This window comes from Rappaport israeli (assembly GCF_001888055.1).
In the GTDB taxonomy this organism is placed as follows: Bacteria; Pseudomonadota; Gammaproteobacteria; order Cardiobacteriales; family Cardiobacteriaceae; genus Rappaport; species Rappaport israeli.
This window is the reverse complement of the sequence record NZ_LXHZ01000015.1, coordinates 22,134-35,990: the sequence shown is the minus strand read 5'-3', so window position 1 is coordinate 35,990 and position 13,857 is coordinate 22,134. Positions and strand designations below refer to the sequence as shown.

Annotated in this window: 9 protein-coding genes and 3 pseudogenes; 9 read left to right on the top strand and 3 right to left on the bottom strand. The window is 47.7% G+C overall.

Annotated elements, in window-relative coordinates; translation table 11 throughout:
* Window positions 1-52 precede the first annotated feature (52 nt).
* The 8 genes and pseudogenes from A5N84_RS03520 (at window position 53) to A5N84_RS13315 (ending at window position 10,140) form a co-directional block, all read left to right on the top strand.
* On the top strand, window positions 53-2,005 hold the full coding sequence (locus A5N84_RS03520; RefSeq protein ID WP_072281293.1) for a bifunctional 5-dehydro-2-deoxygluconokinase/5-dehydro-2-deoxyphosphogluconate aldolase: 1,953 nt from the start codon (window positions 53-55) through the stop codon (window positions 2,003-2,005).
* Window positions 1,995-3,893: a 3D-(3,5/4)-trihydroxycyclohexane-1,2-dione acylhydrolase (decyclizing) gene (gene iolD, locus A5N84_RS03515; protein WP_198923756.1), complete on the top strand. Its 1,899-nt coding sequence runs from the start codon at window positions 1,995-1,997 to the stop codon at window positions 3,891-3,893. Before A5N84_RS03520 ends, iolD begins: the two co-directional genes overlap by 11 nt.
* 17 nt (window positions 3,894-3,910) lie before the next feature.
* Window positions 3,911-4,857 (top strand): annotated as a pseudogene (gene iolE / locus A5N84_RS03510) (myo-inosose-2 dehydratase).
* Between the two features lie 8 nt (window positions 4,858-4,865).
* Window positions 4,866-5,669, top strand: coding sequence for a 5-deoxy-glucuronate isomerase (gene iolB / locus A5N84_RS03505; RefSeq protein WP_072281290.1), 804 nt, complete (start codon window positions 4,866-4,868; stop codon window positions 5,667-5,669).
* Window positions 5,670-5,678: 9 nt separating this feature from the next.
* Window positions 5,679-6,542: a MurR/RpiR family transcriptional regulator gene (locus A5N84_RS03500; protein WP_072281289.1), complete on the top strand. Its 864-nt coding sequence runs from the start codon at window positions 5,679-5,681 to the stop codon at window positions 6,540-6,542.
* Window positions 6,543-6,554: 12 nt separating this feature from the next.
* Window positions 6,555-7,553: an inositol 2-dehydrogenase gene (gene iolG / locus A5N84_RS03495; RefSeq protein WP_072281288.1), complete on the top strand. Its 999-nt coding sequence runs from the start codon at window positions 6,555-6,557 to the stop codon at window positions 7,551-7,553.
* A complete protein-coding gene (locus A5N84_RS03490) occupies window positions 7,550-8,605 on the top strand; it encodes a Gfo/Idh/MocA family oxidoreductase (RefSeq protein WP_072281287.1) in 1,056 nt (351 codons plus the stop codon). The genes iolG and A5N84_RS03490 overlap by 4 nt, the downstream gene beginning before the upstream one ends.
* Window positions 8,606-8,632: 27 nt before the next feature.
* Window positions 8,633-10,140 (top strand): annotated as a pseudogene (locus A5N84_RS13315) (CoA-acylating methylmalonate-semialdehyde dehydrogenase).
* Between the two features lie 217 nt (window positions 10,141-10,357).
* Here the strand turns inward: A5N84_RS13315 and A5N84_RS03480 are convergent.
* From A5N84_RS03480 to A5N84_RS03470, 3 genes and pseudogenes are all read right to left on the bottom strand, one after another.
* Window positions 10,358-11,194: an HlyC/CorC family transporter gene (locus tag A5N84_RS03480; protein ID WP_072281304.1), complete on the bottom strand. Its 837-nt coding sequence runs from the start codon at window positions 11,192-11,194 to the stop codon at window positions 10,358-10,360.
* A gap of 72 nt (window positions 11,195-11,266) precedes the next feature.
* A complete protein-coding gene (locus A5N84_RS03475; RefSeq protein WP_143324812.1) occupies window positions 11,267-11,869 on the bottom strand; it encodes a hypothetical protein in 603 nt (200 codons plus the stop codon).
* Window positions 11,790-12,607, bottom strand: a pseudogene (locus A5N84_RS03470) (ComEC/Rec2 family competence protein). Before A5N84_RS03470 ends, A5N84_RS03475 begins: the two are co-directional and overlap by 80 nt.
* 667 nt (window positions 12,608-13,274) lie before the next feature.
* On the opposite strand from A5N84_RS03470, the gene A5N84_RS03460 reads away from it, so the two are divergent.
* Window positions 13,275-13,739 carry a DUF2062 domain-containing protein gene (locus A5N84_RS03460; RefSeq protein WP_078055547.1) on the top strand — a complete coding sequence of 155 codons (465 nt, stop codon included), beginning with the start codon at window positions 13,275-13,277 and terminating at the stop codon, window positions 13,737-13,739.
* Window positions 13,740-13,857 lie beyond the last annotated feature (118 nt).

Here is a 13,857-nt window from a genome sequence, read left to right as displayed (position 1 = left end):
TATACTATAGGCTCAAACATTTCTCTAGCTGGAGCAGCGTAGATGCAAAAAAATTGTTTTCCCCCAAGAACGCCCAATAGACATTGCTTGCTTAGGTCGTCTAGCGGTTGACTTATATGGTGAAGCTATTGGTGTCGGTTTAGAGCATACCCACAGTTTTAAAAAATACCTCGGTGGTAGCTCAAGCAATATCGCTTTCGGAACTGCAAGATTGGGTTTAAACAGCGCCATGATTTCAAGGGTTGGCAATGAACAAATGGGACGATTTTTACTTGAAACGTTAGAGCGTGAAGGCTGCGATACTTCACAAGTACTCCTAGACCCTGAACGCTTAACCGCACTGGTTTTTCTTGCTTTAAAAGATCAAGACACATTCCCATTATTGTTTTATCGGCATGATTGTGCAGATATGGCGCTCTGTGAAGATGATATTGACGAGAATTTTTTCAAACGATGCAAAGCGCTACTAGTTACTGGTACGCACCTATCCACCGATACCACACTCAAAGCTTCAAGAAAAGCACTACAAGCTGCACGTCAACATCAAACTATCACTATTTTAGATATTGATTATCGACCTGTTTTGTGGGGTCTTACCGAACTTGGCGATGGCGAAACACGCTACATCAAAAGCGACAGTGTCAGCGCTCATCTGCAGGCGCAACTGCCTTTATTCGATTTAATCATAGGCACAGAAGAAGAATTTAGTATTGCAGGTGGCTCAGAAGACATTTTGCAAGCCTTACGCACCGTTCGCCAACACACCCAAGCTGTACTCGTATTAAAAAGAGGCGTTTTAGGATGTCAAATTATTTCTGGAGAAATTCCAGACTCACTCGATACTCTTACCCTATATAAAACTGAACAAGTAGAAGTCATGAACGTATTAGGGGCAGGGGATGCTTTTGCCAGTGGTTTAATTTATGCACTTATTCGCGGATATGATTTTGCTCAAGCTGCGCGCATTGCTAATATTTGTGGCGCAATCGTTGTCTCACGTCATGGTTGTGCACCTGCTATGCCAACCCTAGATGAACTAAATTATTGGCTCAATCAACCCGAAGGATTACGCCCTGACCTAGACCCTCATTTACAGCATTTGCACCGAGTCAGCGGCAAGCGCATCTCGTGGCCTGAAGTTTATGTCTTAGCTTTTGATCATCGTAGCCAATTTGAGGACATAGCCAATCGCTATGCAATACCACGTACAAAAATTACCCAACTCAAGCAAATCGTTTTCCAAGCACTAACCCATATTAGTAAACAACGTCCTGAATTATCTGGGAAACTAGGAATATTGGCCGATGATACCTATGCTAAACAAGTATTATGTGATGCCAGTGAATCCAACCCACCTTTATGGATTGGACGCCCTGTTGAACAACCTAGTTCGCGCCCCCTTTCTTTTGAACACACATACAGCATTGCCAGTAAAATCAAAGACTATCCCCTAGAACACACCATAAAATGTTTAGTGTTCTACCACCCAGAAGACGACCTTAATATACGTATGGCACAAGAACGCCAACTGCTCGCGCTATGGGAAAGTGTGCAACACAGCGGACATGAATTGTTATTAGAAGTTATTGCTCCTAATCCCTTACCTGCGCACGTTAGCGACAAAGATAACGACAGCATTATCTTACGTAGTATTGCGCGATTTTATCATCTTGGTATCAAACCCCATTGGTGGAAACTTGTGGGTATGCAATCTCCCTCTTGGCATATGCTAGACCAACTCATTCAACAACACGACCCCTATTGTCGAGGCGTTGTTTTATTAGGTCTAAATCAAGCAAAAGAAGTGTTATGCGCGCAATTTAAACAAGCCACTCACCCTATTGTTAAAGGATTTATGATTGGTCGTAGTGTCTGGCAACAACCCATCTGCGCATTGTTAGAAGAAAAAATTAATGTCGAGCAATGTCGTCAACAAATCAGCGAAAATTTTACTGTCTTAATCGATGCATGGCAGACACGCACAGGAGTTCCTCATGAGCACTAAAACCATACGCCTAACTATGGCACAAGCACTTACTCGCTATATCGCTAGCATAGAAATCGAAGATGATGATGGCAGTCTTCATCCTTTTGTTACAGGTATGTGGGCAATTTTTGGGCATGGAAATGTTTGTGGGATAGGCGAAGCAATGGCAAACTTACGCCTTGCTGACAAGCATCGCGACTACCGCCCACAAGGATTACCACTACTGCGCGCCCACAACGAACAAGGCATGGCACATGCCGCTATTGCTTATGCCAAAGCACAGATGCGCCGACGCATTATGGCGGTTAGTTCCTCTATTGGACCAGGGGCAACCAATATGGTAACCGCCGCTGCATTAGCACACGTCAATCGTCTACCATTACTCCTTCTTCCTGGAGATATTTTTGCCAGTCGCGCTCCTGACCCCGTATTGCAACAAAGTGAAGATTTTTCAGCTGGTGATATCAGCGTTAACGACTGCTTTCGCCCCGTCTCACGCTATTTTGACCGCATCATGCTTCCAGCGCAATTACTAACCGCCCTGCCACGCGCCTTCGCCGTCCTAACCGACCCCGCACTTTGTGGCCCTGTGACCCTCGCCCTACCGCAAGACATCCAAGCGCAAGCATGGGATTATCCACGCGACTTTTTTAACCCAACACCCCTGAAAATACGTCGTCTAAGTGCAGACACACGCGAAATCCAGCAAGCATACGCCACTCTATCACGCGCCAAACGCCCCCTTATCATTAGCGGCGGTGGCACTTTATATAGCGATGCCAGCCAAGAACTTGCCACCTTTGCGCAACAATACCGCATCCCCGTAGCTGAAACACAAGCTGGCAAAAGCGCACTCTCATGGCAACATCCTTACAACGTTGGCTCTATTGGCGTATTAGGTTCTCCTGCTGCCAACACCCTTGCTCGTGAAGCCGATTTAATTATTGCCATAGGTACACGCTTACAAGATTTTACCAGTGGCTCTAATGCTCTATTTCCTGAAGCAGAAATCTTAGCGCTCAATGTCTCCACTCTAGACCTCACTCGTGCGCGCGCCCAAAGCCTACAAAGCGATGCCAAACTTTGTCTTATAGACTGGCTCAAACAAGACAATCTATTTACTGCCCTTAGCCCAGATTGGCAACAACGCAGCCAAACCCTAGCACAACAATGGCAAGACAAAGTAACACAACTCACTACACAACAACCACCCAAAGACACCCTCCCCTACGATGCTGAAGTTATTGGCGCAATAAGACAATCTCACCCCAACTCTCCTTATCAAGACATTGTCGTGTGCGCTGCAGGTACTTTACCTGCAGAACTGCATAAACTTTGGCGTTGTGAAGGCGTAGGCAACTACCATATGGATTATGGTTACTCCTGCATGGGTTATGAAATCGCTGGCGCATTAGGCGTTAAACTTGCCCGCCCAGACAAAGAAGTTATCGTCATGGTAGGCGATGGCTCTTATATGATGATGAATAGTGAAATTGCCACCGCACAAATGCTTGGTCTCAAGCTTATTATTGTCGTATTAGATAATCGCGGATTTGGTTGCATCAACCGCTTACAACGTGCTAGTGGTAGTCCCAATTACAATAATCTTTTAAGCCACTGTGTAGGCGAAAATGGCATCGATGTCCATATAGATTTTTCCTCCCATGCTCAAGCCATGGGCGCTTATGCTCAACACGTTGACAATATTGACAGCCTAAAAATCGCACTTAAACAAGCTAGAGCACGCCAAGGCGTTTCAGTATTAGTCATTGACACTACAGCTGAACGCATCACCGATGATGGAGGCGCATGGTGGGAAGTCGGCATTGCAGAAGTATCCCCGCACAATAAAGTGCAGCAAGCTTACGCCGAACAACAACAAAACAAAGCCCAACAACGTCGCTAATAATCTAAGGAAAATCTATGTCAACATTTAACGTACAAATTGGTATCAACCTATCGGTTGGAGCAACGACGACCTTCCGTCTCTAGGAGGTGAAACCCCGCTAGAAATCGCACTTAGTGAAGGCAGTGAAATTGGCTACCAAGGCTTTGAACTAGGCAACAAATTTCCCAAAACAGGTGCGGAACTTAAAAAAACACTCAAGCAATACAACGTTGCCTGCGTTTCAGGTTGGTATTCAGGCAACCTCGCCCGCCTTAACGATTACAGCGTAGATGACGAATTACAAGCTGCCACCCAACACCTAGAAAAATTACACCACAACGACTGCAAAATCCTCGTTTATGGCGAAACCGCCCACAGCATTCAAGGACAAATCCACACCCCTCTCTCTCAGCGACCTAAATTTACCCAGCCACAGCAATGGCAAACCTACACACAAAAACTCAATGAATTTGGCAAGAAAATCAAAGATAAATATGACCTTACCTTAGCCTACCATCATCATATGGGCGCCTACGTCGAACATCCAGACGATATCGACACCCTCATGAGCCTAACCGACCCAGAAAACGTTGGATTATTATTTGATACTGGACATTGCTGGTTTGCACAAGCCACCAACCATGCTGAACAAAACATCGACATCACCCAAACTCTGAAAAAACATTTACAGCGCGTGGTTCACGTGCACTGCAAAGATGTCCGACCAAAGGTTATACGCGACATTAGAAATCGCGACCAATCCTTTTTAAACGCCGTACTTGCAGGCGCTTTTACCGTACCCGGCGATGGTGTTATTGATTTTAACGCCGTCCTAACCCTCTTATTGCAAAACCATTATCAAGGCTGGCTCATCGTTGAAGCCGAACAAGACCCTGCCCTTGCTCCGCCTTACCCCTACGCCAAAAAAGGCTACCAAACTCTAACCCAAATCATTGACACCCTAAAACACCCCCATAGCTAGGAACTCCCATGCCAAACTTATTAATCAAACCCAACAAAAATCACACAATCCTACACAACATCACCCCAGAAAATGCCAATTGGCAATATGTTGGCTTTAGCGTTGTACAATTAGCCGCCCAACAAACACACCAATTTCACAGTGAACACAACAAAGAATATTGCCTCACCCTACTCTACGGTCGCGCAGATATTCAAGTCAACGAACAGCACTATACACACCTAGGACAACGTCAAAGCGTCTTTGACAACCAATCCCCCTATGCCGTCTATATCCCCCCTAACAGCCAAATCCACATAAGCGCGCACACCGACCTAGAAATCGCCCTATCAAGCGCCCCAGCCCAAGGACATTATCCCCCTAGACTCATTCTCCCCGAACACATGCGACGCAGCACCCGCGGACAAGGCAGCAATACCCGCTACATTTGCGACATTTTGCCCGAAGATGCCCCAGCTGAAAGCCTATTAGTTGTTGAAGTCATTACCCCAGCGGGCAACAGCTCCAGCTATCCTCCCCATAAGCATGACCAACAAAACGCCAACGAAACCCTACTTGAAGAAACCTACTACCACTGCATTAACCCCCCACAAGGATTTGCTTTCCAGCGTGTTTATACCCAAGACCGCACCTTAGATGAAACCATGAGCGTTGAAAATCGTGATGTAGTGTTGGTTCCAAAAGGATATCATCCCTGCGCTGCAGTACATGGTTACGACCTATATTATCTCAACACCATGGCAGGACCAGAACGTCGTTGGCAATTTAGCAACGATCCTGAACACGAATGGCTTATCGCCCCACCCAAATAGGAAACCCACATGCAACACCCCCCCTACGCCAACCCCGATGAACTTTTTCAAGCCATAGACCAACGCTACGACCAACTCAGCAAACGCCTCCAAAGCATCGCACGCCAGCTGCATCATCACCGCGACCATATCGCCCTAATGAGTGCCAATGAATTTAGTCAAACCATTGATGTTGCCCCCTCTTCCTTAGTTCGATTTGCTCAAAGCATGGGCTTTAGCGGATACAGCCAACTTAAAAATCTATTCCAACAAAATCTCGCCCAACAAATTGCCATCACCGACGACTACGCTGAACGCATAAAACGCATTGCCCACGAACAACAGCAAGCCGCGGAAAACATCTCAGGCAGTAGCATCGTTCAAGAGGTCATCCACAACAGCACCCAAAGCCTAAACAATTTATTTAGCGTCCAACTTATGCAAGCACTGAATAACGCAGTTGATTTAATGATAAATGCAAAATCTATTTGGATTATGGCGGCAGGTCGTTCCTTTGCTGCTTCTGCCTACCTCACCTACCTCATTCAACACAGCGACAAACCAATTCATTGGCTCAATGGACTATGCTTTAGCCTAGAGGAAAAACTCAATAGCGTTAGCGAAGAAGATCTCTTCATCGTCATCTCCTACGCCCCCTACGCCGACAGCAGCCGCCACACCATTCATCTTGCCCAACAAAAAGGCGCCAAAATCATCTCCATCACCGATAGCCACCTAAGCGATATCGGCAAAAACGCCACACAAATCATAGAAATACAAGAGCAAAGTAATTTTGGTTTTCGGGCATTAGTGAATACCGTCTGCGTTATCCAGTCATTATTTTTACTCTATGCCACCAAAACAGAACTCACCCATACAGAACCCAAACCATAAGGAGACAACAATATGAACTTAGCACTTTTTGGCGCAGGACGCATTGGTAGCATTCACGCCACCAACCTACAAGCCATCGAAGGCATCCAACTTCGCTACATCAGTGACCCCAACCCCCATTCTGCACAAACCCTTGCTAAACGCACAGGCGCGCAAGTTGCCAATGTTGAAGAAATTTTAGCCGACAAAAACATCGACGCCGTTGTCATTGCCTCCTCTACTGACACCCACAGCCAACTCCTCCTACAAGCTACCCAAGCAGGCAAACACGTTTTCTGTGAAAAACCCATTGATTTATCCCTAGAGCGTGCAAAACTTTGTCAACAAGCCGTAAAAGAATCTGGCATCACCTGCATGATTGGCTTTCAACGTCGCTTTGACCCTACCTTTTATGCTGCTAAACAACGCCTAGAATCAGGCGAAATTGGCAACCCTGAAATTCTTATCATCACCAGTCGCGACCCAGCCGCACCATCATTAGACTATCTAAAAGTCAGCGGAGGCATCTTCCGCGACATGCTCATTCATGATTTTGATATTTGCCGCTGGATTTTAGATGATGAGATTATCAGTGTACAAGCCAGCGCCTCCTGTCTAACCAATCCAGAAATTCGCCACCAAGCCAACGATTTTGACACCACCGCGGTAACACTTACAACCCGCCAAGGTCGCCTCTGCCAAATCAACACCAGCCGTCGCGCCGCCTATGGCTACGACCAACGTTTTGAAGTCTTAGGCGAACGTGGCATGATACAGTGCGCCAACCACCGCCCCACTGAAGTCGTAGTTTGGAACAATCAACACATCAGCCAAGACCTACCCGAATATTTCTTCCTCCAACGCTACCGCGAAGCCTACCGCTTAGAAATTATTCACTTTTTAGACTGCCTCATCAACACCACCAAACCACGCACTAGTATTGACGATGGCGTTGCCGCACAACGTATCGCTGATGCTGCCACCCTATCTGCACAGCAAAATAAATGTATTTCACTGGAAAATGACGTATGACAAGATTAAACATCGGCATTGTCGGCTTAGGAAGACTAGGCAAGCGTCACGCACAGAATTTGTGCCAGCACATTGCCAATGTTCGCCTTATTGCCGCCGCCAGCCCTGAAACTCACGAGCAACAATACGCCCAGCAAACCCTAAATATTCCCCATGTCTATACAACCTTAGAAGAATTACTCACCACCCCTGAACTCGATGCCGTTGTTCTAGCCACCCCCACAGACCAACATGCTCAACAAAGTATCCAAGTACTGCAAGCAGGCAAGCATCTATTGGTTGAAAAACCGCTAGCACTAAATCTAGCTGACTGCCAAATAGTTGAAAAGACCTATCAACAAACCCAGCAACGCTATCCTAAACAAATTGCCATGGTTGGTTTTGTACGGCGCTTTGACCCACATTATCTCGCCGCCAAAGCCAGTATTGATGCAGGGAAAATTGGTCAACCCTTCTACATTCGCTCACAGACCTGTGACAAATTCGACCCTAGTGGATTTTTTGTTAAATTTTCGCAAAGCTCAGGTGGGATTATCCTAGATTGCAACATTCACGATATCGATCTGGCACGTTGGCTACTCGCTGATAAACATGGCAACGCCCCCACAGTCCGTCACGTCTATGCCTCAGGCACCTGCGCCAAACATCCTGAACTTTCCAAGTATCAAGATGTAGACAACGCCATTAGCACCATCGTATTTACAAACGGACAACTCGCCAATCTCTATGCCTCTCGCACCTTCGCCCATGGTCATGAAACCAGCAGTGAGATCATTGCCACGGATGGCAAGTTACTCGTTGGACTCGGCGCTATGCGCCATGCTGTCATCCAAAGCGACGCCCACGGCGTAACCCACCATTGTTTTGAAGATTTTTTTACCCGTTTTGAACAAGCATTTATCAATGAGCTACAAGCCTTTAGCAACGCCTGCCTTGGCAAAATCCCCCCACCGCTCACTCTAAACGATGCCACTGAAGCCACCCGAATTGCCATTGCACTCACCCAATCCCTTCGCAGCGGGCAAATACAAAATCTAACGCCAACCCCTTAATTCTAAATTCATATCTAAGGAGAAACCATGCAAATTATCAATCACTACATCAACGGACAACGCACCAATGCAAACTCCAGTCAAAAACAAAATATCTACAACCCTGCCTATGGCAGCAGCAACAAAGAGGTACTACTTGCTACACACTCAGACGTTAACCAAGCCGTTCAAGCTGCCAAAGATGCTTTCCCACAATGGTCAACAACCCCAGCAGTAAAACGTGCTCGCATCCTCATGCGCTTTTTACAACTACTCAACCAACATCACGACCAACTCGCACAAATCATCACCGAAGAGCATGGCAAAGTTTTTAGCGACGCCAAAGGTGAAGTCATGCGCGGCATTGAAATCGTTGAATTTGCCTGCGCCATTCCCCAACTCCTCAAAGGACAATACAGCGAACGCGTTGCCTCTAATATTGATAATTGGACCATTCGTCAACCACTCGGCGTTGTCGCAGGAATCACCCCCTTTAATTTCCCAGCCATGGTACCCATGTGGATGTTCCCCATAGCGCTTGCTTGTGGCAACACTTTTATTTTAAAACCAAGTCCTAACGACCCAAGTGTTAGTCTATTACTTGCCGAACTACTCAGTGAAGCTGGATTAGAAGACGGCGTTTTCAACGTCGTTCAAGGCGATAAAACAACTGTTGATGCCCTAATTGAACACCCTGATATCAAAGCCATAAGCTTCGTTGGCTCAACCCCAATCGCCAACGCCATCTATGAAAAATCCGCTCACCATGGTAAACGGGTTCAAGCACTTGGTGGTGCAAAAAATCATATGATTATCATGCCCGACACCGACCTTGATAAAGCCTGCGATGCACTCATGGGCGCTGCTTATGGCAGTGCTGGCGAACGATGCATGGCGATATCTGTTGCCTATTAGTCGGGGAGATTGGTGATAAAGTTATTGAACAATTGCGCCAACGTATTAGCCAATTAAACATCCTAGACGGCAAACAGTCCCACGCCGATATGGGGCCAATCATTAACCCCTCCGCATTAGAACGCATCCAGAACTACATCCAAAGAGGCGTTGAACAAGGCGCAACCCTAATTGTTGATGGACGAGAATTTAACCCCAAAGATGCTGGTCAAGATTGCGAAAACGGCTATTGGATAGGCGCAACCCTATTTGACCATGTACAAAAGAACATGAGTATCTACCAAGAAGAAATATTCGGACCCGTTTTATCATGCGTACGCGTCGCCAATTTTGACGAAGCACTTGAACTGATTAATGAGCATCCATTTGGTAACGGCGCCGTCTGCTACACTAATAGCGGACACATCGCCCACCGCTTCGCCCAAGAAGTTCAAGCAGGCATGGTCGGCATCAACGTCCCCATTCCCGTCCCAATGGCGTGGCATGGTTTTGGCGGTTGGAAAAGCAGTTTATTTGGCGATATGCACGCCTACGGCGAAGAAGGCGTACGTTTTTACACCAAGCAAAAATCCATTATGCAACGCTGGAATGCGCCCAGTGAACAAAACTCAGCCTTCTCTATGCCCACTTCAAACGACTAACTCACTCTAACCCTATTTTTGCCACTGCCCCAAGTAAGCAGTGGCAAAAATTATCTATTGCCTATGCACAAAAGCACATTAACAAAGCAACGCACCCAGCTAAATATTTTAGTCAATTCCCTCGGCACTAGCGGTAGAAATCCCCTTATCAACCTTAAATCTAAACTCCCAGCATCGTGCCATCAAAAAATCTTAGCGACCCCCAATAAAAAACGCCCTATTCAGGGCGCATTAAAATGCTAATAATTCGGCGCTGATTGGCTTTAGTAATCGTTATATGCCAACCGTCAAATGTTAGCGTTTCGCCCACAACAGGCATGCGCTCCATCTGCATCAAAATATAGCCCCCAATCGTATCGACGTCTTCATTGCTCAAATTTAGCCCCAACGCCTCATTGACCTCTTCAATATCGGTTAGCGCCTTAACTTGATAACTACCATCGCCATTATCCAAAATATTAATATCGGCGACCTTATCATGCTCATCATCAATCTCGCCAACAATTTCCTCAATCACATCCTCGATGGTTACCAATCCAGATAAATTACCGTATTCATCAATCACCAACGCCATATGATTACGATTAATGCGAAACTCACGCAACATCGCATCTAGTGGCTTACTCTCAGGGACAATCGTTGCAGGACGAATGCGATTTAAACAATCCTGCGCCTGCGCTTTTTCACTTAATAACGGAAGCAAATCCTTACTCAATAAAATCCCATGCAAGCGCTCATGCGCCTCATCAACCACAGGATAGCGCGAATGCCCAGACTCTAAAATCACCGCCACAATTTTCTCAATTGACCAATCCTTTTCAATCACCACCATTTGCCCACGTGGCACCATAATATCGCGCACCTGCGTTTCAGAAATATGCAACAGCGATTCCATCATCGCAGCCGTATCATCGTTTAATAATTGATTTTCACGCAAACGCATCAAAACTTCAGAAAACTCCTGCAAATGTCCCTCTGTTGAAGGATTATCTGACCAAAGAGAGGAAAGGCGTTGCACCCAAGAAGGCGATTTCGGTTCACAATCGTCGTTCATACACTCTACTAATTGAAAATAAAGGCGATAGTTTAATGCTTTTACCCACATTCACCAACGCTTTTTCACCCCTTATTGCCTAAACACCTCCCACACCCCCTGCGTATTGACCACAAAACGCCCCCCAACAAGCGCCTCACACTGCCGTTTGCGATAAAACACCACGCCCGAAACCGCCTCTTGTGGACAATACACGCTTTCAAAAGGCAAGGATAACAACGGTCGCAACGTATAAACTGCCATCTCAGGCGCATATGTTTTTAGCGTGATTAACCCTGTTGTCGCGCGCTTGCTATCCTCTAACAACAACACCGCCGCCACCGACAACCCACGCTGGCGCACCAATGGCAACACCAATGTCTCCACCTCATCTATCCCCTTGTGATGCCGATACCCTGCATTTACCACAAACGCCTGCCGCCCCTGCGTAATCACAGCAAGCAATGGACGCTCTCTTAGCACCACATAATCCATACGCGGCCATAACTGCCCAACCGCCAACATCAGTGCCAATCCCAAAGCGCCCCACACCCATCGCCATTGCCCTAATAATGCCAACAACACCCCCGCACACCACACCCCAGCCAACGCCACATTAGGCTGCCAGCGCGGCACAATATAGCTCCATTCCCACTGCGCAAAAAACGACATCGTCTGCAAAAACAACCCCATCATCGCATCCGCCCAAGGCGCCGCCCACGCCCACACCAAGCCCAAATACCCCATAAACAACACCACACCCAACCACGGCACCAATAACAAATTCACCCCCAAACCCCACCACACTCACCCCACCAAAAATCGCCCACCCAAGCGGCAACAATGCCAGCGTCAACCCCAACTGCACCCGCCACCAAATCGCCAACGGACGCCGTCTGTGATAGCGCCGATACAACACAATCACCACCGCGGTTGCATAAAACGACAACCACGCACTCGCACTAAAAAGAATCGCCCCATCATAGAGCAACAACCCCACCGCCGTTAGCATCAACGCCAACAAACCACCACGCAACGGCGCATAAAACCAATGCCCAGCCCATAACGCAAACATCCACCACGCCCGCACCACAGGCGCTTGCGCCCCACTCACCCCCACATAAACCAACCCCACCACCAAAGCCGCCACAAGCGCCAAAGAACGAGGGGCAACGCGAGTTGCAATCCCCCACAATACGCCGCAACCCCCTGCACCAACCAAAAAACCGCCAAAGCCACCAACGCCAAATGCAATCCCGAAATCGCCAATAAATGCGCCGTCGCACTACGACGCAACACCGCCCAATCCTGCGTTGATAAATCCTGCCGCCCTCCAATCAACAACGCCTGCCACCAGCGACGCGTCTGCTGAGCATAACGCGCCTCAATCCTTTGCGCTAACCCCGCGCGCAACGCCAAGCCCCCACCTTTCATAGAGACCAATCTAGGCGCATCCACCACCGTTGCCGAAATTGCCGCCTTCCCCTTGCGCAACTCCTGAGCGCGCGCCGCCAAATGCAATCCCACGGCATACACCCCACCCAACTCCCAAGATAACCGCTCATAATCGCGCAATAACAACCGCGCACCATCAACCAACGGACAGCTTTTAGCTTCTACCACCACCCCAGCAACCCGCTGCCCCACAGGCACAGACGCCCGCGCAAAATCCACCACCTGCACCACCGCCTCACAGCGCGCCTGCTGATTTAACAACGCCAACTGATGCCACTGCTGCGCCTGTTGCACCCCACCCCAAGCATATACCGCCACAAACCCACACAGCCAAACCCCACCAACCCACCGCATACACACACAAATCCCTGCCACCAACACCGCCAGCAGCAAAATTCCCCATGCCCACCCAACACTTGGCACACCCACCACATACGCCAACCCCATCGCCAACACCACCACACCCAACACCTTCCCCATCTGCATTAGCTCCTAACACCTAACAGATAAATCCAATACTTCGCGTCAAATACGTTAAAATAGGCGATTTTGTACAATTCATTCCCAACCCCATGGCAAAATTCTTTTCAAACGCATTCTCCCAAGTCGCGACAAACTCAAAACCTACCGCATCCTCAAACCCATCATGAGTCGCCTAGGTAATGTTGCCATCTGGCGCGTCAATCGCTTTTCTATTAGTTCTGCCGCCGCCATTGGAGCTTTTTTTGGCACTCTTCCCCTTCCCATTCAAATGCCCATGGCAGCGCTTGCCGCCTGCCTAATGCGCGTTAACCTTCCCTGTGCCGTCCTCTTCACCTTATGGAGCAACCCTTTTACCGCCGTTCCAATTTATTATTTCAACTACCGCATTGGCGTATGGCTATTACATATGCCCGCCCACTCGCTCAACCCAGAATCTTTTAGTGAAGATAAGCTGGTTGCCTTTAGTGGCAGAATTCTCATGCCCTTATTTTCAGGCTCTATCATCGTCGGCATTATTGCTGGCGCCCTCACCTACATGGTCGTTTATTATTGGTGGCGATTCACTATTGTTTTATACAAACGCACCCGCAAAAAACGCGCCCTACAAAAACGCCTAGAACACAAATAATCTCAAATACGAAGCATTAAAGCGCTAAGAATGAGGAAAAAACAAAGAAATCGCCATGAAGTAGCGCCACTGTCAAATCCAACCATTTGACCGCGCGCATCAGCAGACAGCTCTCCCT

What these genes read in the sequence shown, in the direction of transcription:
- iolD (WP_198923756.1), top strand. Translation starts at nt 1,995, where the DNA reads ATGAGCACTAAAACCATACGCCTAACTATGGCACAAGCACTTACTCGC.
- iolB (WP_072281290.1), top strand. Translation starts at nt 4,866, where the DNA reads ATGCCAAACTTATTAATCAAACCCAACAAAAATCACACAATCCTACAC.
- A5N84_RS03500 (WP_072281289.1), top strand. Translation starts at nt 5,679, where the DNA reads ATGCAACACCCCCCCTACGCCAACCCCGATGAACTTTTTCAAGCCATA.
- iolG (WP_072281288.1), top strand. Translation starts at nt 6,555, where the DNA reads ATGAACTTAGCACTTTTTGGCGCAGGACGCATTGGTAGCATTCACGCC.
- A5N84_RS03490 (WP_072281287.1), top strand. Translation starts at nt 7,550, where the DNA reads ATGACAAGATTAAACATCGGCATTGTCGGCTTAGGAAGACTAGGCAAG.
- A5N84_RS03480 (WP_072281304.1), bottom strand. Translation starts at nt 11,194, where the DNA reads ATGAACGACGATTGTGAACCGAAATCGCCTTCTTGGGTGCAACGCCTT.
- A5N84_RS03475 (WP_143324812.1), bottom strand. Translation starts at nt 11,869, where the DNA reads ATGATGGGGTTGTTTTTGCAGACGATGTCGTTTTTTGCGCAGTGGGAA.
- A5N84_RS03460 (WP_078055547.1), top strand. Translation starts at nt 13,275, where the DNA reads ATGAGTCGCCTAGGTAATGTTGCCATCTGGCGCGTCAATCGCTTTTCT.